This window comes from Halorubrum sp. B53, assembly GCF_059752395.1.
This window is the reverse complement of the sequence record NZ_MWTH01000014.1, coordinates 105,604-126,244: the sequence shown is the minus strand read 5'-3', so window position 1 is coordinate 126,244 and position 20,641 is coordinate 105,604. Positions and strand designations below refer to the sequence as shown.

19 protein-coding genes and 3 pseudogenes are annotated in these 20,641 nt (G+C 58.6%); 3 read left to right on the top strand and 19 right to left on the bottom strand.

Annotated features, from left to right (window positions below; genetic code table 11):
* Positions 1-203 precede the first annotated feature (203 nt).
* The 8 genes and pseudogenes from B4V06_RS12335 to B4V06_RS12300 all read right to left on the bottom strand — a co-directional run.
* Entirely contained in the window at positions 204-1,466 is a 1,263-nt protein-coding gene (locus B4V06_RS12335) for an RNA-guided endonuclease InsQ/TnpB family protein (RefSeq protein WP_498166427.1), read from the bottom strand.
* Positions 1,463-1,660: a hypothetical protein gene (locus B4V06_RS12330; RefSeq protein ID WP_498166429.1), complete on the bottom strand. Its 198-nt coding sequence runs from the start codon at positions 1,658-1,660 to the stop codon at positions 1,463-1,465. Before B4V06_RS12330 ends, B4V06_RS12335 begins: the two co-directional genes overlap by 4 nt.
* A 79-nt stretch (positions 1,661-1,739) precedes the next feature.
* Positions 1,740-1,859, bottom strand: a pseudogene (locus B4V06_RS12325) (DUF7995 family protein); the annotation flags it as partial.
* A 103-nt stretch (positions 1,860-1,962) separates the two neighbouring features.
* On the bottom strand, positions 1,963-2,385 hold the full coding sequence (locus B4V06_RS12320) for a DUF8025 family protein (protein WP_498166431.1): 423 nt from the start codon (positions 2,383-2,385) through the stop codon (positions 1,963-1,965).
* Between the two features lie 74 nt (positions 2,386-2,459).
* Entirely contained in the window at positions 2,460-3,122 is a 663-nt protein-coding gene (locus B4V06_RS12315) for a DUF6735 family protein (RefSeq protein ID WP_498166433.1), read from the bottom strand.
* Between the two features lie 69 nt (positions 3,123-3,191).
* Positions 3,192-3,572: a hypothetical protein gene (locus B4V06_RS12310; RefSeq protein WP_092663175.1), complete on the bottom strand. Its 381-nt coding sequence runs from the start codon at positions 3,570-3,572 to the stop codon at positions 3,192-3,194.
* Positions 3,573-3,659: 87 nt separating this feature from the next.
* Complete coding sequence (locus B4V06_RS12305) at positions 3,660-3,848, bottom strand: DUF8012 family protein (protein WP_430639634.1); 189 nt, start codon at positions 3,846-3,848, stop codon at positions 3,660-3,662.
* A 50-nt stretch (positions 3,849-3,898) separates the two neighbouring features.
* Positions 3,899-4,049: pseudogene (locus B4V06_RS12300) on the bottom strand (biosurfactant protein 1); the annotation flags it as partial.
* A 136-nt stretch (positions 4,050-4,185) separates the two neighbouring features.
* Here B4V06_RS12300 and B4V06_RS12295 point away from each other — a divergent pair.
* The 3 genes from B4V06_RS12295 to B4V06_RS12285 all read left to right on the top strand — a co-directional run bounded on the left by B4V06_RS12295 (position 4,186) and on the right by B4V06_RS12285 (position 7,102).
* Positions 4,186-4,737, top strand: a complete 552-nt coding sequence (locus tag B4V06_RS12295) for a DUF7342 family protein (protein WP_142980664.1) — start codon at positions 4,186-4,188, stop codon at positions 4,735-4,737.
* Positions 4,738-4,754: 17 nt separating this feature from the next.
* Positions 4,755-5,243: a hypothetical protein gene (locus B4V06_RS12290; RefSeq protein ID WP_092663182.1), complete on the top strand. Its 489-nt coding sequence runs from the start codon at positions 4,755-4,757 to the stop codon at positions 5,241-5,243.
* 581 nt (positions 5,244-5,824) lie between these two features.
* Positions 5,825-7,102 carry an RNA-guided endonuclease InsQ/TnpB family protein gene (locus tag B4V06_RS12285; protein WP_142980666.1) on the top strand — a complete coding sequence of 426 codons (1,278 nt, stop codon included), beginning with the start codon at positions 5,825-5,827 and terminating at the stop codon, positions 7,100-7,102.
* Between the two features lie 66 nt (positions 7,103-7,168).
* On the opposite strand, the pseudogene B4V06_RS12280 reads toward B4V06_RS12285, so the two are convergent.
* The 11 genes and pseudogenes from B4V06_RS12280 to B4V06_RS12230 all read right to left on the bottom strand — a co-directional run.
* A pseudogene (locus B4V06_RS12280) lies at positions 7,169-7,636 on the bottom strand (transcription initiation factor IIB); the annotation flags it as partial.
* A gap of 340 nt (positions 7,637-7,976) precedes the next feature.
* The gene (locus B4V06_RS12275; protein WP_498166438.1) at positions 7,977-11,327 is read right to left on the bottom strand and encodes a KAP family P-loop NTPase fold protein; all 3,351 of its coding nucleotides are present in this window, start codon (positions 11,325-11,327) and stop codon (positions 7,977-7,979) included.
* Positions 11,328-11,681: 354 nt separating this feature from the next.
* Positions 11,682-13,037: an AlbA family DNA-binding domain-containing protein gene (locus B4V06_RS12270; protein WP_142980668.1), complete on the bottom strand. Its 1,356-nt coding sequence runs from the start codon at positions 13,035-13,037 to the stop codon at positions 11,682-11,684.
* 481 nt (positions 13,038-13,518) lie between these two features.
* On the bottom strand, positions 13,519-14,652 hold the full coding sequence (locus B4V06_RS12265) for a homing endonuclease associated repeat-containing protein (protein ID WP_142980670.1): 1,134 nt from the start codon (positions 14,650-14,652) through the stop codon (positions 13,519-13,521).
* A 220-nt stretch (positions 14,653-14,872) separates the two neighbouring features.
* Positions 14,873-15,733, bottom strand: a complete 861-nt coding sequence (locus B4V06_RS12260) for a DNA-binding protein (protein WP_498166441.1) — start codon at positions 15,731-15,733, stop codon at positions 14,873-14,875.
* 583 nt (positions 15,734-16,316) lie between these two features.
* Positions 16,317-16,577 (bottom strand): HalOD1 output domain-containing protein, encoded by a 261-nt coding sequence (locus B4V06_RS12255; RefSeq protein WP_498166443.1) that lies wholly within the window; start codon positions 16,575-16,577, stop codon positions 16,317-16,319.
* Positions 16,578-16,661: 84 nt separating this feature from the next.
* On the bottom strand, positions 16,662-16,991 hold the full coding sequence (locus tag B4V06_RS12250) for a DUF8158 family protein (protein ID WP_498166446.1): 330 nt from the start codon (positions 16,989-16,991) through the stop codon (positions 16,662-16,664).
* 6 nt (positions 16,992-16,997) lie between these two features.
* On the bottom strand, positions 16,998-17,348 hold the full coding sequence (locus B4V06_RS12245) for a DUF8105 family protein (RefSeq protein WP_498166618.1): 351 nt from the start codon (positions 17,346-17,348) through the stop codon (positions 16,998-17,000).
* Between the two features lie 155 nt (positions 17,349-17,503).
* Positions 17,504-17,830, bottom strand: a complete 327-nt coding sequence (locus B4V06_RS12240) for a DUF7558 family protein (protein WP_498166448.1) — start codon at positions 17,828-17,830, stop codon at positions 17,504-17,506.
* Positions 17,830-18,120, bottom strand: a complete 291-nt coding sequence (locus tag B4V06_RS12235; protein WP_498166451.1) for a DUF8069 family protein — start codon at positions 18,118-18,120, stop codon at positions 17,830-17,832. Before B4V06_RS12235 ends, B4V06_RS12240 begins: the two co-directional genes overlap by 1 nt.
* A gap of 469 nt (positions 18,121-18,589) precedes the next feature.
* On the bottom strand, positions 18,590-20,623 hold the full coding sequence (locus B4V06_RS12230) for a hypothetical protein (RefSeq protein WP_498166454.1): 2,034 nt from the start codon (positions 20,621-20,623) through the stop codon (positions 18,590-18,592).
* Positions 20,624-20,641 lie beyond the last annotated feature (18 nt).

The following is a 20,641-nucleotide window of genomic DNA, read 5'->3' as shown; positions in this document are numbered from 1 at the left end:
ATGTCAACAGCTAATTCGCAAGTACACTGTGTGGCCAGTTCAGCAAAAAACACCTAAATACAACACCGAGTGCCCTCTCTTAATCAAATAGAGCCAATCTCCCTGAATGAGTCGATTTTCTCGTCCTCGTCAAACGTACAATATTGACGTCCACCTCGAATTGAGGCTCCTCCACGCTGGACGCGAAGGTCCACGAGAGTGACTTACGGGTTTGTGCGCTGTTCGTTGGGATTTGGCCCGAGTTCGGGGGCGTCTGTGGTCGAACGCCATTCGTGATTATCCCACTGGAACCGCACGGGCCGCGCCATCGGCCTCACTTGCTGCTCGGTGTTCTGCCGGAGGAACGTCTCTGCGGCTGTGAGATCAGCGTGTCCCTCGAACCCACATGGACAGGTCAGCGTCTCCTGGTGTCGAACTGTTTCAGCTTGCTCCCCGCACTCCGGACACGTCTGGCTCGTCCATGCCTCGCTCTTCTCCGCCACCTCTATCCCATACTCCTCACAGACGGACCGCAGCTGATCGACGAACTGCTTGAACGCCCAGAAGTTCTCTAGCTTCTCGTTGATTTCAGGGGACAGCTGGGTTTCGATGACACCGGTGAGATCACCGATGTACACCGTTGCGATCCCCTTGTCGTGCAACCGTTCGACGAGTTCACGGATCAGGGCCTTCTGGGCGTGGCTCCGCCGGCGGGAGCGTTTGCGGTAGAGCCGGCGGATTCGCCGGCTTGTGTCCTGCTCCGGCGGCAACTTCGATGACAGGCGACCGATCTCTTCGGTCGTCGCTCGGAACTGCTCGAACAGGTCTTCGCCGTCGTAGAGGTACTGCTGTCCGGTGGTGGTCGTACACGCGACGAGGTTGTTGACACCGAGATCGAGGGCGGCTTCCTCCGAAGCCAGCGGTGAATCCAGTTCCGATTCGTCGATCGTCACTGGTTGATATGCCCGATAGGTGTCTTCGACCTCGTCGTACTGAATCTCCAGCTCACCCTGCTCGCCGGACCACTTCGGATCGCCACGGACCTCCAATCGAAGCCGCTCGAAGTACCCCATATCGTACTCGTCTTTGAGGTCCTGGCCGACGGGGACTTCGACCCGCGAACAGTCGCCCCACTGGATTTCGTACGAGTCGTTCCGGACGAACAACCGGAGGTCGCGCCCGTCCTCTGCGTTCCCCCAGTAGCCGGGCGGGGACGCGTCCTCACCGCGTTCCAACAGCGCGAAAAACGACTTCCAAGCGGCGTTATTCTTCCGTGTCACCGTCTGGACCCCGACCGCGCCGAGCTGGCCTTTGTACTGCCCGCGAAACTCATCCGTCTTCCAGATGCTCTCGTCGTCGAAGAACCGCTGCCGGCGGGCATAGGTCAGCTCGTTCCAGAAACTTGCCGTCGCGTCCATGACCTCCCGCAGGAGGGCCTCATCCGACTCCGAGCGGGGACGCACTTCGAAGGTGTTGGTCCGCTTCATCGTTGGCTCGCCTCCTGCTGGTCGGGCTGACCCCACCGACGCGGGATGTAGCCCAGACGCTCGATTGCGGCGGCCTGTTCTCGGAGAAGCCCGACGAGGACTTGCTCCGGGACGCCTGCCTGCGCCTGTTCGGCCAACAGCCTCTGGAGTGTTGCACGAGCGTTCTCGATGGCCACGGGATCGCTATCGTCCATCGATGCGCTCCCGGGTATCCCCGGTTTGGTATTTGAATGTTGGCGGGGTGGCCCCTCTCCGAGAATTACGCTGCTTTTGTTCAAACACGGCGCAGCCGTGGGGATTCGCCCCGACGAGACGGTCGAAGACTGCTTTCCCTTCGACCAGGGCGTCGTGCCGTGTCGGTGCCTCGACTAACGCGTAGATGACCATATGCATCTTTGATCACCTCGGAGCGCCGACTCACCGGGCTCGACTCTGTCTGCTCGGTGCGCCGGCACCCATCGCCGGCGCTCGAAAAACTTGCTTCGCGAGATCGCGTTCAGGAGTCGCGTGTCCGCTCGACAGTGATCGTCAGATTGCCCGACTCGTAGTCGGCCTCGAAATCGACGTTGAACGCGTCGGAGTCGTAGGCGGCGTGGTAGGCACGGTGCAGTTCGAGCGACCCGGTCGCCTTGAAGTGGAAGAACGCAGCCGAGGTGTAGGGTTTGCTCTGGGTTTCGACCTGCGTCTCGACAGAGGCCGGGAGCGCGATTTGTGGTGTGTCCGTGTCGATACTCGCAGTGAACGCCTTCGCTTCCTCGACAGTCGCCTGCGAATGTGCGGGCGTCTCACCGGTTAGCACGTTCACCGGTGTCTCGGTATCGTCGGTGAACAGGACATCGTGGAAGGTGCGGGTCCCGAGGACTGCGTCGGGACCTAACTCGCAATCGTTGAATGGGTCGTTGTCTGGTTTCTTGGGCATCCAATCACGAGCCTATGGTGGGGCTCAGTCCTTTCTGCCCCAGAAAAACCACCATCGCGTCGACGCAGATCGGCCTACGAGCGGCCGAGTGTCGCGTCCGGGGACGGTACTTCACCGCTCGGGATGCGCAACTCCTGCCGCTTCCCGACCCACTCGCCGAGTTTTTGCTTGAGGTACTGGCGAGCAGTCGACTGGGTGAACACACCCTTGTCGACCATATCGCCGACGACGTCCTTCAGCGCCCGGAACTGCCCCTTCAGATGGCCGTCGCCGACCGGCTCGCCGTCGTGCCACCGAACGGTCGCGAGCGCCCCGTTCCCGACCGTCTCACCGTGGTCGATTGTCTCCGAGTCGTACTGCAGCCCGAACCACAGCGTCCGGTAGGCAGTCACCTCGAACGACGTCGACACCACGAAGAACGCCTCGTGGTGGAGATAGTCGAGATGGTCAGCGACGATCTCCTCGAGGGTGAGCCCGGTGGCGCGGGGCTTCGGTTCGACGACCGTCGACGGGCGGTCTTCGCCGGCGAGGTAGCCGTCGACGGCTTCTGCCTCGAGGCCATCGGCCAGTTCCGCCAGTAGCTGTTTCGCCCACTTGGAGTCGGTGTCGTCGCCACCGAACGGCGACTCAGCCGAAATCCGGTGTTTGAGCTTCAGGTTCGCAGCGCCCCAATGAGAGTAGTGAAGCGTATACTGTCCGTCTGTGCGTTCGTACGCAACGAGTGCGCGGTGACCCATTTGAATAATCACCTCGCAGGGCGTCCCACGACTGGATCGCCCCGCACCCCTCCCGGGGGGCGAACAACTCTACTCGTCGATCGGTTCGGGGGAATTGAGGTCTGCGTGGAGGACTTCGCAGTCGCGAACGACGTACCGCTTCGCCAGCACTGGGAAGCGACACTTCGTGAACCCCGCTGTCTGGATGTCGAGTTCCTCGTCGGCTTCGAGGTGGTCGGCGAGTTCTCGCAAGAATTCGTGGGTCACGATGCCGCCCTCGTAGTCCGGGAGGCCGTTCTCCCGCGCCTCGTACACTTCGAAGTCATCGTACCCCCAGATGGTGAGTTCGCCCTTGTCGGTGACCTCCCAGTCGAGCGTCCCGAAGCAGTAGCTCTCACAGAGCTCGCGGACTGCCTGTGGATCCGATACGATTGCGCCGGTTGACGTCGTCGCAGCTTGTAGTGTCGCCATGTCTGGACTCACGGGGAAGTCCCGCACCCCTCTTGGGGGGCGATAAACCGACACTGGAAGTGCCCCTGGCGTCGACGGCGATGGCGATCAGTCATCTGTTGGGGCGTCTGGTCCGCTCCCGTCCTCTGGTCGAGTGAGTAGACTCACTTCTTCCAGGAGGTCTCTTGCAGTCTCGACTCGCTCTCGATCCGCGTCGTCCAACTGGTCGACGTCGAGCCGACTGAGATTGCTGAGCACACGGTGCATCCGGTAGCCCTGTTCGACTTGCTGATTCATCGGAAGCGCCTCACCACTCGCCGGCGCAGAAAGACTCCTTACGAGACTGTCGTCGGCGCATCAGCGTCGCCACCAGTGCTCGTCGCACCGCGTTGGCGCCAGGAGGTCACTCTCACACCCGTCGTCCAGCATCGTGTCCGGGATGTGGGATGTCTCGCCGGTCGGCCGTAGTTCTGCAAAGTCAGAATATCGGTCGTACATCGGTTGGTGCATAACTTCTGTCGGTATCGCATTTCAACGTCCGGACGCCTTCGCTCGCATCCCACTCTTGATTATGCGAGACAGTACAAACATATATGAGAGCAGGGCGCGAACACTGTCCCAAGAGGTGCCAACCATGACCGAATCCTCGCGAGATGGGGTCCAATCGTGGACTGAGTCGATGAGCGCCCGCGACCGCATTCGGGCGGTCGCCGAGTCACTTCGCGAACCCCGCTCAGTTAACTGGATCAGCGAGCAGGCCGACGCCGCTTGGAGTACGACCAACGAGGAACTTCAGGATCTCGTCGACCAGGGCCAGTTGCGTCGCGTCGAGGCCGGCGAGACCACGCGCTACCAGCCGGACTACACGCGCCTGCTCTTCGAGGAGATCCGCACGCTCATCGAGGAAAATACCCGCGAGGAGCTGCGGAGTGAATTGGCCGCGATTACCGAGGAGATCGAGGAGTGGCAGGCGACCTACGACGTCGAGACGTGGGAGGAGCTCGAACAGTCGCTCGCCGACGGCGACCTCGCAAGTGCGGAGCTCCGGGACCGCCGCGACGTCATCGCGTTCTGGCGCGAGAACGAGGAGGATCGCCGCCTCATCAAGCACGCACTGGAACTCTACTCTGACGTTGAAGCCGCCCGCGAGCAGATGACCGACGTGGCTGACCGCGCCACGAGCTAATCCTTCTCTCTCACAGAATGATCTTTCTTGCCGGTCGCGACCGCTATACACAGCGGACCCTCCTCCGCGACGTTCACGACCGATTGACGAATCAAGCTGGGTGTGTGGAGGTACGCTATCGTCCGTCTCGACGTCGACCCCGGTACGTCATCGCGGATGTCGATCCGACAACCTTCCTGAGTGACTCCTACGATGTCGCGACTGCACGACTGGAGATTCGCTTCTGGTACCCCGCTGGCGTCGACCACGAATACTACCGCATCAACTGGGTCGAACCGGACCGGAACCTGATGCTCGGCTTCCACCAGGACGCCGATCATCCGGACCTCGGGCCCTGTCACATCCAACTCAATCACGAAGACACGCCGGTTGATCGCCACGAGGCGACGTTTCTCGATGCGCATCCACTTGCCGTCCTCGATGACCGACTACAGCAATTCCCGCCCGCGCTAGATGCGATTCACTGGAAGAATGGAGCGCCCTCGCTCCCGACCTGGCCCGTCTAGACAGCGAGTTCATCGAGCGTCTGGTGATGCGTCCGTGCCGTGGTCGGCGTGACTTTCCGGACTCGTCGATGTCACGGTGCGTTACCCACTACCCCTGTTCCCGCCGCGATTTGTGGAGGCAAGCCGCTGCGAACTCTGCCTGATGAACGCCCGCGGTGACTGCCGTCGGACTTGAGGGTACTCACCGTATTAACCAACAGAAGCCATCTCTATCGGCGACTGTTGGTTAATCGGCGAGATTCCTCCTGCCCTATTCGGGAGCAGGCCCGTAGCGACCTGTGCCACACACCTGGCACTCCCAGATTGGTTGGCCCGTCCAGGTCTCGTCAGAGAGCGACTCGCGTGTCCTGAACCGATGTTCTGTTTCTCTCGTACAGTGCTGGCACTCGAGGCCTGTCACGGTCGGAATTTCGGCTCCGGCACTGGTGGATTCCGTTTCGTGGGGTACTGTTTCAATTTTGTCGAGTGGAGTCTTTCTCCCCAATGAGCAACGCAACGAGCGGATCGAGTGAGTAGCGCAGTAGGGCGGGGAGGAAACGACAACCCGCTTATTAAGTAACTTTAGTACAACATTGAAGATAGTGTCGGACAACGACTATCACCGTCGAACCGCCATCACACGGCTGGCTGTCTCCCCCACCGACGAGTCACTCCTCCGAGAGACCATTGAGGCGTGGAAACGGGGATGCCAAGTTGCCGTAGACAAGGCGTGGGAGCGGTGTCACTCAAAGTCCGACGTACAACAACTCGCCTACGACGACGTGCGCGAGAACACGCATCTCGGCAGCCAGCACGCCATTCTCGCGTGTCACCAAGCCGCCGAGAACATCAAATCCTGCATCTCCCGTCGCCAAGACGGGAAGAAAGCCAGCAAGCCCACGTACACCAGTCCGACCGTCACCTACGACAGTCGGACGATGACCATCTTCCCCGAGAAAGAGCAGGTTTCCCTTACTATCCACGGCGACCACGCTCGGGTTCGAGCAGACCTCGTGCTTCCCGACGACGAGGACGGCTATCAACACCAGTATCTCGACCGCGACGAGTGGGAACCGACCGAATCCACGCTACACTATCGAGACGGGGAGTGGTACTTGCACCTTGGCTTTCGCAAACCGAAGCCTGACGACGAGGAAGCGACCGAGAACGGAACGGTTCTCGGCGTTGACCTCGGCGTGACCGAGATCGCGGTCACCAGCACGGCCCGCTTCTTTTCTGCTGGTGAGCTCAACCACAAGCGACGAGAGTTCGAGCGGGTGCGTGGGGACCTCCAAGAATGTGGCACGCGGAGCGCCCACCGCACGCTGGAGACCGTGAGCGGACGCGAAGACGAGTACGTGAAACACGTCCTCCACAGCGTTGCGAACGGCATCGTCGAGGAAGCTCTCCGCTACGCCTGTGACGGGATCGTGTTCGAGGAGTTAGCTGGTATCCGTGAGCGACTGCCCGACGCAGCGTGGCACTCCGAGTGGGCGTTTAACCGCTTGTTCGAGTACGTCGAGTACAAGGCCGAAGCCGAAGGGCTGTTCGTGGACACGACGAATCCGAAGAATACCAGCAAGCGGTGCGCTGAGTGTGGGTTCATCCACGATGACAATCGCCCGTCACGCGATACGTTCGAGTGCCAGCAGTGCGGAACTCGGAATCACGCCGACTACAACGCTGCCAAGAACGTGGCAGACGTGTATCTCCGACGCGAGCAACAGTCCTCGCGTGGGAGGGGCATCAGTCAATATGCCCTAAAGTCCGGGACGGTGACGCCGAATCGGGGATACACCCCGTACTCTCACGAGTCAGAGGTAGAGTCCACGGACAAGCCCCATCTTCAACGAGCGAACCCGTCAGGGTCAGCGAAGTAGGGTGGGGTAGTTGACCAGCGATTGCTGGGACGATCCACAGCTGGTCGCCGTCGTCGAGCATGTGCTTGAGCTCATCACGAATTGGCACGCCTGGTCACGAATCGACTCAGAGAGTTCGAGGGCACTCGCCAACCGACGCACCTCGCCCAGCCCGTGTGCGAGATTCCGTTCCGCCTTCGACCGCCAGCGCCCACGGGTCTGTTCGCGCCGCATCCGGGCCAGCCGCCGGCGTTTCCGCCCTGAGAGTTCGTTTCCGTGTACATCAGTTCCGCGGCCGATTTCCGTCGAGAGGCCTCGATCGTGGCGGGCCGCAGTCAGCGGTGCGCCTGTTCGCTCGCGCTCGTCTGCATCGTATGCTCGCCACTCCGGCCCGTGATCGATACGTTGCTCTTCGATGACGAGGCCACAGTCCTCACAGACCGTTTCCTTGACGTTCGTAGTGACGTGTCCGTGGCACTCGGGACACTGGTTTGCGCTTGACTCCGTTTGGACGTCTTCGTCGAAGCCGGTTTCGTAGATGTCTCTCGTTGCCATTGTTCTCACCGTATTCAGGAACTCGCCAGTACAGCGAACCCCTCACCCATTGGGGGAAAATAGACGCTATCGAGTACGGAACTCGTTTCAGCTGGATTAGCGCTCAGATGATGGTGCTTGAGTCCTCCTATTATGGCTTAAGAATTCCCGAAAACAACACTCGAGTATATCCTGAGCGGTTGAATCCGTTATATACGTTGTACCAGCAAAACAGGACGGAGGACCGAGCGGTGTACACGACGGCCGACGGGCAGTTCGTCGACTTGCTTCCCCCCATATTGCAAACATTCGGTACGGTTAGGGGTAAGCGGTAGAAGATTGAGCCGCTATGCCCCACTGACTACGTCTTCAGGTGCTGCTCACGGATTTCTTTGATTCGGGCTTTATCCATTCCATCGTGCTGTTCGAGGATATCTAGTTTCTTTTTGGTTGTCTGGTGGAGCTGGTTCTGTGAGTTCTCCTTCAACATCCCTTCAATGCGAGTTAACACAAGTTCTTCCTGGCCAGCAAGATCGGTGAATGCAGCAAGTTGACCTACGATATTCTGTTTCTGTTGCCATCTGCGATTGCCGTCGGTCAGTTTGTCGCTCAATCGTTGGATAAACTCTTCGTGCGCGTTTGCGGCGAGATCATCAGTCACTGATTGGAGAACTTCGACCAAGTCGTCAGTCGGAACCTGTTGATTCTGGTCACTCACTTCGTCTTCTAGAATGGTGAGCACGTTCTGACCCACCTTGCGACGGTGATTAGAGGTGAGATCTGATTTGACTTCATTCCAAACACGCGAGAACGCTTGCTTGTCCTTGTTGTTGCCACCCGCAAGGTCGGTTAGCCGACTGAGGAACCGTTCTTGGTCACTGTCCTCAAGTTCGGTGAACACCTCGGCAACAGCAGTCAGGTAGATCTGTTTACTGTTCGTGTCGTTTGTCCTCTTTGCCTTGTTCAGGCACGTACTGACCACCTCATCCTGAACACTCTTGAATCGCTTCGGTGCGGTGGAAAACATCTCTGCACCGAGCTGTGCTTTGGAGTCCTCGTTGTTCTCCAAGATCTCGATCAACTTCGGCGATGTCACTTCTTCGTCGAATACCTCAGGTATCAGCGATAGGACCGTGTTGGTGAGCAGCCTCGAATTGGTGTTCTGTTCCGGGAACGGGTCGAGTGTCGCCGTCACTGCGTCTTCTGAATCAAGCAGGGGTACATCGTACTGCTGCGCCCATTTGAGGTACTGCTGACCAGTCCCGCCCCAGTTCTGAATCTGCTTCAAACACTCCTGACGGAATCGGTTCTGGTCACTCGATGAGAGAGTGTCATATTGATAGAAGAGCGTCTCAACCAGATTCTTTTCGTTATTACTCGGGGCATTCACCATCCCGTGGAATTCGTTGTAGAGATGACTCGCAGTCTGACGTGGTAGGTCAGATTCGATATTGAGAAGGATATTCGAGATACTGTCGTTGATGTGATTGATATTGTTATCTTCAACTTCGTTCCGGAGTTCAAGCAATTTTTCGACGAACGTACCTCGGGCCTCAGCGGATGCATCCGCGTCGAACTTCTGGTAGTAGTCCTCGTTCTCAAACTGACGTTCGTTGTTACCCAACTCAATCAACTTGATGGCCTCCTTCAGCAGCTTCGTGGTGGCGAACTTTTGACGTGCGGCTGCCGAATTGTGAATTTTGTCGAGCGCCGTTTTGAACGTGTCTTCCTGCTGATTCTCACGTAGTTGGATGAGATTCTCGGTCAGGGGTCGTTTCGCAGAGCTCGGAATTCCTTCAGCGTGTTTGACGAACGCATCGAGGATATTCTCCTGAAGCGTTTCTGAATCAGCGACCAGTTCACCATAAGCCCCAAAGAGCACACGCGAGTCGCGTGGTTGCATTTTGAGTATCATCGGGAACGAGATATTGGGATCTAAATCCTCCAAGAAGTCCCGCCTGTCGACGGAAACCAGGTACTCACTTACTATTCGGGCTACCTGAGTCTGGGCGTCATCATCCAGAGCATCGAATACCTCCATCAACCCCTCGATGATGTTGAAGAGTTCTGAATCGAGATGACTCCACTCGTCAAGCGTATCGTTGATTGCCTCACGGTACGGACCGAAGTCACCACCGTCCTCAAATAGGGTATCCAGTTCGTCGCGAATCTTATCGACCTGCCGAGCACGTAAATCTTCGACGAAGCGGTCGCCGTCTTCGAGTGTGAGCGTGTACGGGGGCTCGCTCAGATAGATGAACCGCCGTGGGTTATCATCGGTGATGTACCGTGTGGAAGACAGGAATTCTCGAAGCCCCTCCACAGACTTCCCGTTCCCGTCCTCTGACGGTTCGAAGTGTGATGCTAGTTCTTCCTCTCGTTCCGGGTCCATCACACGACCGGCAAAGTAGTCATTGAATTCCTCAAGGAGACGCGGATTTGCCTGTAGAGACCGATAAAACTCTGGGAAGTCTTCCTGCAGTATTGATATCTTCGCCAAGAATGGAAGGTTGCCGGTAATCACTCCTTCACGCATTCGCTGAGTGTCCTCTATTTCCTCGGCCAACATTCGTAGCGTCGTCAGACGGTTGAGAGCCTGTTTGATACGTCGAGGATTCCGGACGTATGCTTTCGTGACGACTGAGAGAACCTCCTCACCATAATCGTTCTTGAGTTGGTCGTTCAATTCAGCAGCATAATCAGAGATGGCGTTGCTCGTGAACGGCGGAATACGGACGTGGGCTTGGAAGAGTTTCCGTAGGAACTCCCGCTCATTTTCGTTCTCTTCGAAGTACTCACCTCTGTCGATAGACTGGATATGGCTGAGAAGCGCCTCGTCGTCGCAGGGAATGATATATAAACAACGGTCGTTGCCCATGAATGTTTTGAGGGATACCAACACATCGTAGACAGTATCACTCTCACACCGGTCCAGATTGTCTACAGAGATGATGACCCGGTCGTAATCCGTCTTTTCGACCAACTCATCAAGCATTTCATCGAATAGTTGTTCGTACGCACCGGACCAATCGTTGCGTGGATATCGTTGGCGGAGGGTCGAAGTCGCGTCCTCGACCTGCTTAGCCATGAAGATGAAGAGACTAAGGAATAGAGGTAGGACAGCTAGTTGGAGAATACTGTTTACGGTACCCATTAGACCTTGTCCCGGGGTAAAAATCCCAAGAGCGTTCAGGATATTAATGAGAACCCCTGCTATCAGAATTAGCGAGGTTATCGCAACGATGACTGTGACGAATTTTGAATGTGTGAGGAGCTGTTGAGCATATTCACGAAGAGAAGGGTTGTCGCTATCTTGATCTTCCGTAATGTCATAGAGTTCTTCGGTGATGTAGTCCTCTCCAAGGATACCGTAATCGTCGTCAACCCTCGTGTTCGTCTTCGCTCCAAGTTCGTGGTCGATGCCGAGAAGTAAATCTGTTCGAATCGACTCTTCGGCGTGGGTCCACGCATCGAATTCTACACAAACCGTTTCCCCAAACTCGGGATTGTTGCTCAGCCGATCGAACAGGAGGTTGATTATCGAGCTCTTTCCTGTCCCCCACTTGCCAAAGACACCGATGTTCCATCGTGGCTCTGCGTTCTCCAGTATCTGCTCAAGGGCGTCGACGTACTCCCGATGCTCGAATCGATCTTGATCTGTAGACTCTATCGGCTCGTCAGAGAGAAAGACACGTCCATCCTCACCGGTCATGAGTACAAATCTGCCAGCACACGGATAAAAGATAACCTTCTGCTGAAAATGGAATCTAAAAATCCGATTACTGCATCTTCCAGTTTACCCCCTATATCGTATCTCGTGCTTTGAGGCCGCTTTCCAGCTGCCGTTGACCGGGATGGAAGGACGACCAACTAGTTCATAGCGAGTAGACCGAACTGCTGGCTGCCTCCCCCCTCTAAGCCGAAACTTAGCTGGTATTGATCGAAGTAGCCATCGAATTCATCCTACAGAAATTTGAGGGTGCTGAACAGCGCTGGAATCTTCCTCAACGAACGGTTCATCTGATCAAGATCGTCCGAAGTGTGTGGTCAGTATCAAATCTCAGGTTCACCAGTTTACTTCAAACCGTATCTCTTTCACATTCGCATAGATCCCCTTTGTGAATTCATTCCAGTCCGTAACTAAGAACCGTTTGCCCTCGTACTCGTTGTCCTCATCAACGTAATCCCAGTCGCGCAGGTACGCAAACAGACATTCGTATTTCGTGACGGGGCTAAGCCCCTCAAGTTCCAACTCCTGCTCTAGGAACTCTAGGTTATCGACGAACGGATTCACACAGACAACTCCATCCACCGTTCGATGATCTTCACTCTGTGGCACATCTGTCCGGACCGATTTATTTATCACTTTCACGGGTATCCGGCTCGGTTCTCTGATGCCGTCGGTGGGGATAGCAACATTATGGGCCTGTGAAAGGGACAGACCAGTCCGTTCAGAAAACTCGATCAACGGCCGGACGTCAGCCGGATGTCCGTCAATGAAGAAGTTGACGGCGATATTCCGATACCCTTCGTGCTGTACGAAGGGGCCGGCGTAAATCATGATGGTCGACTCCGGATACACCATATCGAGGTTAGAAATAAAGACCGCCTGCTCATTTCCATAGAGATCGAGATTGTAGTTATACTCCTGCTCTGCCTCGCTGTATCGCTCTTTTTGATCCCGAAGGTTGTGAACGAAATTAGAGAATCCTCTGCCGATCCAGGCCGCGTTTGACTGGTTGATGGTAAAGGATGATTCACCGTTTGAAAGGCTGAACAGGTCTTCTAGAACGGCGAAGATGTGTTCGACCTCAACCTCGTGTAAGCGTCCGGCTCGAACATCAATCCGAACCGGGTTCCCCGGATAGTAGACGTTCGAAAAGATGCAGATATCGGAGATGTGACCATCCGGGGCTCTAAGAAAATAATTCGATGATTCACCGTCCGGGAGCCTCAGATACTCTTCATCAGACTCATCTCCTTCAATACTCGCCTCATAGTGTTGGGCGACTTCGTGGCCGTGCAGATACCCGACTCGAGTGTTTCTCCGGACCGGGAAGACCGGTTCATCAATCTTCGAATTAAGAAAACTGTGGAGCGTATTGGTCTGGTCGACAGTGAAAACTACTAGAGTATCCCCATCAACTCGGAGCGTATCGCTGTTGAAATCCAGGTTTGGCTCTACACGATCGTAGATTACGTTGGTAACTGCCTCCACCCTCTCGTGCGGATTCGACACATTCTGTATTAGATCTGGTTCGCCGTCGTTGTTTTCGCGAACCCCGAGGATTAGGCTCCCCCCTTGGCTGTTGGCCATAGCAGCGAGTTCAAGGGCGATCTTCTGATTGCCCACCTCTTTGCTCTTGTATTCCAGACGACTATCTTCTGGATCACCACAATCTATTCGTTCGCGAATATTCATCTGAGTTGATAGAGTAGTCTTATGCGGCTCAAATCAATGTTAGCCTCAAATGGTTCTCCATAACCAGAAAACCGTGGCTAACGAACCGAAGGTTCGAATGATCGGAAATATGACGTTCAATTCCACGCTTAGAAATTGGGCTCTTTGAGTTCCAAAAGGTCAAAAAATTTGTTTGATTGACAAAAACCAAAGTGCGCTATGTCTTCGACCCACACCTGTGTTGTTGGATTCGTTCAGGCAGCCCGACCTTCCCACAGACGGGACACTCCCGCAGGGGTGTCGGCCGCAGGTCGTTCCAGGCGTCCAGTGCGGCCTCTAACTGTGCTTCCACGATCGGGGAGTCGGTCGTGCGGCGGGCCTCGTGGAGGTGAACACGAAGCCGTTCACGGGCCGTGAGTGTCGTGTCGTCGGTCATAGTGGGACGGGATTGCTGGTGGCCCCGCCACCCATCGCCGGGGGCGAGCAACACCACCTGGTGCGGTTAGCGAATATCGGGCTGAAGCGGGGCGAACTCCTCCCATATCATATGGTGGCGCTGACAGAGTGTGATTAGGTTCTCAAGCCGGTTCGCCCGCTCGTAGTCCAGAACCCCGTCGGCGTCGATGAACGTACCAAGCGGCGTAATGTGGTGGACGTTCAGGTCGCGGTCCCAGCGCTCGCGATGGATTTCACGGTCGATGGGACAGCCCGGCATCTGGCACTCGAAGCCGTCCCGTTCCAACGCCCGTTTGCGCTGCTTGTACCAGTTCGGGCCGTATGAGATGTCTCCGTAACCGCCCTTCCAGAGCGGATGATCGGGACCGCTTGGCTGGCCACGATACTCCATCCCGGCCGCCTTGATAGCCTGTTTCCACGATCCAAACCGGTCGAGGTAGAGGTTCATCGTAAACTGGCCATGTTCGTGCATCTCCGTGGAAGATGGAACATGACCCAATTCGTCACGAAGCCGCCTCAGTTCCGCTATCAGTTCGTCTTCTGGAACATTCTTTTTTGAGAGTGGTTCGAATCCTGCTTCCCGGAGTGCGGCGTTCCAGCTGTCGAAACGCCGCTGAGCGACTTTTGTTGAATACGCTCCGCGCTTTTCCATCTCGGTGGCGGTCGGAGCCCGTCCAAGTTCATCTGCGAGTGAACGAATTGCTTTGACTACCTCTTGGGGCGACGTTTTGGTGGCTTTCGTAGTAGCCAATCCCGCTGCTTCAAGTCCCTCGTTCCACGATCCGAACCGCTTGGAGATTGTGGCGGATGAGACGGTTCCCTCCGCGTCCATTTCCGCAACTGAGGGTGAGTGGCCGAGCTCATCAGCTACACGTCGGAGTTCGTCGATCAGTTCTTGCTCCGAATGGGAATGGGAGAGTGGCTCAAGGCCTGCGGCTTCCAGACCAGCCTTCCAGCTGCCGAAGTGTGACTGGACCGCGCCGTGGGTACAATCTGCTTCCTCGTTGAATTCGGGTTGTGTCGGGGCCCGACCTTTCTGGTCGGCAACGCGGGTAAGTTCAGCGAGGATGTGGTCCGGATCGATTGATGATTGGTGGCTCTGAACGTGGGTGGCAATATCGACGTTTCGTTCGAACGATTCCCCGCAGATGTCACAGGTATAGTCGCCTTCGACGGTCATACGTACTCCCGAGCACTCGTGCGTCCGCACCCCTCGCGGGGCCGGATAAACGGACTCGGGTCGCACACCCATTCCCCCGGTTTCACTGATAAACGTTGGACCCGTACCCGAGGTTGTGGCTGCGCGCGCAGCGACCGCAGGGAGCGAGCACGGAGCGGTGGGCGGGGCGGCGGGGCTTGGGTCGGTCCGGCACTCACCAGAAAAAGAAGGGGCTACGCCCCTATTCTTCCCACCAGCGGTCGTCGCGCTCTGGGAAAACGATCATACTGTCGTAGGTGACTGCGAGGGAACACCGGCCTTGGTACCAGTTCTTCTTGAGCGCGCGCATCCGCACCCGTTCACCCACTCGGACGAATTTTGGCTCTGAAGCCGTCCAGGACGTGAACTTGATTTTCCCGGTGTCGTCTGCGATGAGACCGACTTGGGCTATGGCTGAATCGCTCGGAGGCCAGAGTTTCACGATCTCGCCTTCGATGCTCACCTCGTCGGTCTGCACGTCCGGGACGTCCTCGATCGGGCAGATGGCGCCGGGAGCCGCCTTGAGCGCGTCCATCGTGTCGAACACTGCTTCGGTGATGTCCTGCCCCTTGGCGACCCGCTTTGCGAGCGCCCGCGAAACGGCCGCCCGACTATGACCGGTGCGAAGCCGCTGTGCCATCCGGTCTGCTTCCTGATTCACCTTCGCCAGTTCCATCCGGGAGAGGCGTTCGCGCGGATCCGTCCGCTCGGGGGTGCGTTCCTCCCGCTTGCGCTGCCGCCGTTTGGTGACGACTTCGCGAGTTCGCTTCGCCCGGCCCTCCTGGGTGCCGAGTTCCGCCTGGGCGCTGATGTGGTCCAGTTCGGCTTCCAGGGCACGAATCTTCTCTTCCTGGGCGAGGGGCAGGTGCGAGAAGTCCTGGACGATGCCGTCTGGGTGGTTGGAATCCACCTTCGCCTGCGTTTCCTGCTGGACCGTCGCCCGGAACTCCGGCTGATCGTCGACGACCTCAAAACCGTCCTCGTCGACGCCGGCGTCTTCGGTTCGTTCGAATGCCTGTTCATCCACCGTAACGACCTTGCGACTCGAGTTGTTACTAGACATTGGGTACTCACCGTACCTGTGAAGGCGCTCGCGCGCCGCCACCGCGATGCCCCTAACATCGCGGTTTTCCGACGATGTCGACGTCCGATAGCACCGACTGCGCGCTCTCGCTCGCGCCTTCGCGAGCGCCCTACCGGGCGCGAGCGAGAGCGCGCCCGAGTGCGGCGACCCCAACCAGCTCCGCGCGCCGACCCGCCCGGAGCGAGCGGCCAGCGGAGAAAGCGTGGGGGGTGAGCAGCTACGCCGCGCAGCCCCCCGCGCTTTCCCGCTGGCGCCGAGGGCACATTCATTTTAGCCCGGCAGCCCGCCCGCTACTGCAGGCAGGCAGCCCGGAATGGTCGGTCGCGAGCGACGCGGAGGGCGGCAGCGGCGAGCGGGGCGGGCCGTGACGTACACACCTGTCCAACCGGCCGCGACACTCGGCGACCCAGCTACCGTCCTGGCGGACTCAGAAAGGGCGAGGCCGCCTCGGCCGTCCCCCGACCCCGTAAGCACCGCAGGGACGAGGAGCGCAGCGGTGGTCGCGGGATGCCGAGCGGCCGAGGGCTTTCAGGGAACGTCGCTGTCGCCGAATTCGATCGCGCTATTGGTCAGGTGCCCCGGCTGGCTCGTCGAGAAGGACATCGACGCCGTCGTGGGTGACAGCGAGCTGAATCCCTTCCACAGTGAACCGGACCTCGACGTCGCCGGTTGAGGATGCGAGAAGCTGTTCGAGTGCCTCGACGTCGACGGCATCGTGGAGCTGATACGAATCACTCGCCAACCCGTGGGCTTCCAGTGTCTCGACGATTTCAACGAGTAGATCGGGGGATGTATCTGAGTCTCTTGGGGTGGAGGGAGCCATTGTGGCCTTGACGGGTAGGTAGGGCGAATAGGAGTTAAAAATGGGGATTCGATGGACTGTCGCTGCGGGCTTTCAACCGGTCCCTCAGTGGTCGTCCTGTGCGTTCAGCTCCTCGAGGAACCAGCTGGCGGCGGTCCCGATCCGAACGCCGTCGACGTTGCGCATCTCGAGGCCGTTCGTGGCGGTCCGAAACGGCTCGTCGTCGACGAGGATGCGGTGGATAACTGTCCGGACCGACTCCGTTCCGTACCTGTTGACGAGAGCCGCGACCGCCGGATCGAAATGCGCATCCTCATGCTCGGCTCGCGGGTTCTGCGCTCGCTGGATCACGAGGTCAACCACATCGTCAACCGATGCGTGCTCGGGATTCCCGGTTTGCTCACAGACGTCATAGTTGGCCTCTGTATCAGGCATTGCGAGTCACTCCGTGGCGTCGTCCGTATCGGTCCTCGCCGGGTCGGTTTCTCGTTGCCGGCGGATCGCAGCCAGCGTCTCCTCAAGCGTACCCACACTCTCGATCGACGCGAGCTCGTCGGTAATCTCGTCGATGAGTGCGGCTCGCTTGACGACGGTCTCGTCGCCGGCGGTCGTGTCGATCGATGCGACGCGAAGCGCCCGCGTTTCGTGCCAGCCACAGTTCCAACAGTCTCGGGTCACCTCGATCTGCTCGTCCTCTTCCGCTGCGAGGACGGCGTCGGACACCGACGTCGAAAGCGGCCGGTCCGGTCCGACCTCAAGGGTGACTGGGGACCTGCACGCGGGGCAGTCCATAGTCATCCCGAGGAGCGCCCGTCTGTTGAAGATAGCGGAGCGACGGGACAGTGACACAACCAACGCTGTAGGGGCGTGGGGTGGGACAGCTACGGACAACTGTGACCCTCCCGCCGTGGGCGCCGTGCCACTCCTGGTGACGACCGCTCGGCGGGTCAGTCCGTGACGATGTGCGGCTCGAGGTCGCGCGTCCAGTACGTTGCCGGCCCGCCTGGACTACATCTCCTACAGACCTGTATCGGGCCTTCGAGATGGCCGAGTTCGATCCGAGACCGTGTGAGCGCTGCGAGCGCGTCGACGACGAGGTCACAGCTGTCACAGGCGTAGTGATCACGCTCATCGGGATCCGGCGTCTCCTGGATCGCACAGTCGACGCAAATCGGGTGGCTGACCCGCTCTTCCTTCCCCCACGTGTAGGCGATCCCGGTTTCTGTCCCGGGTGGCGCCTCGCAGAAGGCACAGCCGGCCAGCGTCTGCTGCATCACTCATCACCCTCGCCGGCATCGTGGGCGGCCGTCCAGCCCGTGTGGAAGACGGCGAGCTGCTGCATCGATTCGAACGCTGTGTTGCTGGGTTCGTGAACGAGGAGCCGCTGGTCGACGACCGGTGTGATCGTTCCGGCATCGAGTAGCTCTCGAACCAGTTGGCGGGCCGTCTCGTCGTCGAGATCAGCCGTCGATGGTGACCGGGCATCCCGATCCTGCGCGAGCAATTCCGCTTCGAACTGTTCGTGATCGTCTGCCGTATCGTCGTATCTATCCGGACCAAACATACGAATCAGGGGCAGCGCACGAACCGCCCCACACCCCATTCCGGGGCAGAAAAATCAGTCACCACAGTCATCCTTCTCAGGCACGATGTCGACCTGCTCCCTCACCCTCCACGCCCCACGCCATCGTCCGGGTGGCAGCCTACTCTCGCTTGGCCTGCGGCCTGGCACCTCGGCCCCGTTGGCCGCGAACGCAATTTTGGGCGGCCACCCCCACCATATATCGGTTGATTTTTCGGCTGTCAAGTACCCTCAAATCGCAAGACGGCGCTACCTGACAGCCGATTTCAGGGCCGACCGAAAAACACAGACTCCCGGAACAGCTGTCTAGTGCTCCCGTCTGGCGATTTTCCCATATTGGGAGGGGTGATGCCTGTCGGCTGTCAGGTAGCGTCGCTGGGGGTGTCAGGTGGATCGGGCAGCGTAGCTGAGTCGCTATGATTACTCCGTCCACCTGAATAACAGATACACTCTACTGATCGAAAGAGACGAGCTGTCTCGCTCGATCCAGCGCGGATCGGTCGTCAGCAGGGTCTTCTTCCGTCTGCTGTTCGGAATCCTGAGTCAATACATCGTCTTTGAGAGCGGATTCCAAGTGGTCACGTTCCGATCGAACCGTTTCGAGTTCTCTCTGTAGACGCTCTAGCTCAGCCTCTAGGGTATCGATCCGGTGGGTCTTTTCGTCTAACTCTGCTTCGAGCTGATCCACTTTCGCCGATAAGAGCCGATTCTTCTCGCGAAGATGAGCTTGATCGAGTTGCGAAGCTGGGCTATCTGCCGAGGCCGTATCAATACTCGCGTCCTCTTCGTTCTGGTCCTCGGTATCGGGCCCTTCTTCCGGTGAGATCGGATCGCGTCCGTGTCTTAATCCGGCGTCCTCGATAGCTTCTAGCGTCTCGTTGTAGGTTTCGTAGCCGGGGAATCCCTCGTAGGTTCCATCCTCTCCCTCGCGATCGACGAATGCGTCCTCGGGACAGACCTCAAGCGCGACAGCCGCTTTCCGAACGGCCCAGAAGGGCATCTGGTCATAGGTTCCGCCGTCGACGCGGTCTGACCCGGCCTCTGGAATCCACACTGGAATGTCGTAGCCTGCGCTCCGCAGTTCGTCGACGGCCGCCCAGTAATCCTCCCCGCCGAGGTCCGCATCGGCGTCGGAGATAATCCCCGTCGCGAGCGCCATAAGCTTCGCCGGCCCGCCGCCGGCGTTCACCTTCGAATCGCCGAAGGTGTTGGCCTGCTCGTCGACGAAACAGGACTGCCCGCTTTCACTGTGCCGCCAGCTCGGGTCGAACTGCGGCCGCGGCTGGTTCGGATCCGTGTCGTAGGCATCGCTCGCGTAGTGGCGGGCAATCTCGGTGATGTCGATGTTCTCCACGGCTTCGTAGACATCCTCTTTGAACGGCGTAATGGGACGGCCTTCGAGGGTGCCATCGAGTTCTGCCAGCCGCTCCTTACGTCGCTGGAGCGCCGCCTCACGCTGACGCTGTCGCTCTTGTTCCCGCTCACGCTCCGCTTCGACCCACGCCTCCAGCGTTGCCCGCCACCCGTCGTGGTCCTCGTAGAGATCCGGCCAGAGTGTCGCGACCAACGAATCGACGCAGTCCGTGTGCTCAACCCGTGTGAGGTCGTCGGCCCAGTTGACCGCCTGCTCGATGAGAGCGTTGTCGACGGTCTCGAACGAACGGAGCTCGTAGCGAACGTGGTCGGTCGCAATGGGCGTGACGACGGCATCGTGGTTGGCGTGAACCGACAGCGGCGGCTTGTACTGCCGGTTCTTGTTGTTCACCCAGTCGGGCTTGATGACGTCACCGGCGCCGTCGATGTGTTCGTTCACGCGGGCCTCTGCCTCCTGGAGCCATGCGTTCGAGCGGTCGAGGAACTCGTCGAACACCCGTTCGAGCGCATCCGGATCGTCCCTGAAGTGGTCCGCAATCGGGAGCGTAGCCTCCGGGGCCCCGAAGACGTACGCGCCCCCGACGGAGTCCAGCGCATACACCGCGTCCCGCGTGCCGTAGAGTGTGGCATACTCCTCGATGTAGGCGTCGAGCGTTCGCTCGACGAGCGCCTGCGTCTCGGCATCGAGGTCACCACGCTGCGGCTTGATATCGTCGGCGAGGTCGATGTCGCCCCAAGTCGGAACCGCCCGGAGGTCGGCATACCCGGGGGTCGGGGGCTCATCCTGCCAGACAGTCGTCTCCTCGGACTCGTCGTAGCGACAGGGTTCCCGCTGCTGGAAGGCGGACGGTGTCTTGTAGGTGGTGACGGCATAGAGCGTCCGTTCGAGGCGGTCGTGGATCTCGTCGTAGTCACGATCGAGGCGGGCAACCCGCCCGCGCTGCGGATACCCGGCCTTGATCGCCTCGACGTCGTCGTGGTCGCGTTTGATGTACCATCCGACGAAGTCGTTCAGCCCGATGGTCGGGTAGTCCTTGACGGTCGCCAGTGCCTCGTAGACGGGTTTGGCACGACGGTAGTGCTCGCGGATAGCTGATTCGGAGAGCGTCATCTCGTGTGCTCCTGCACC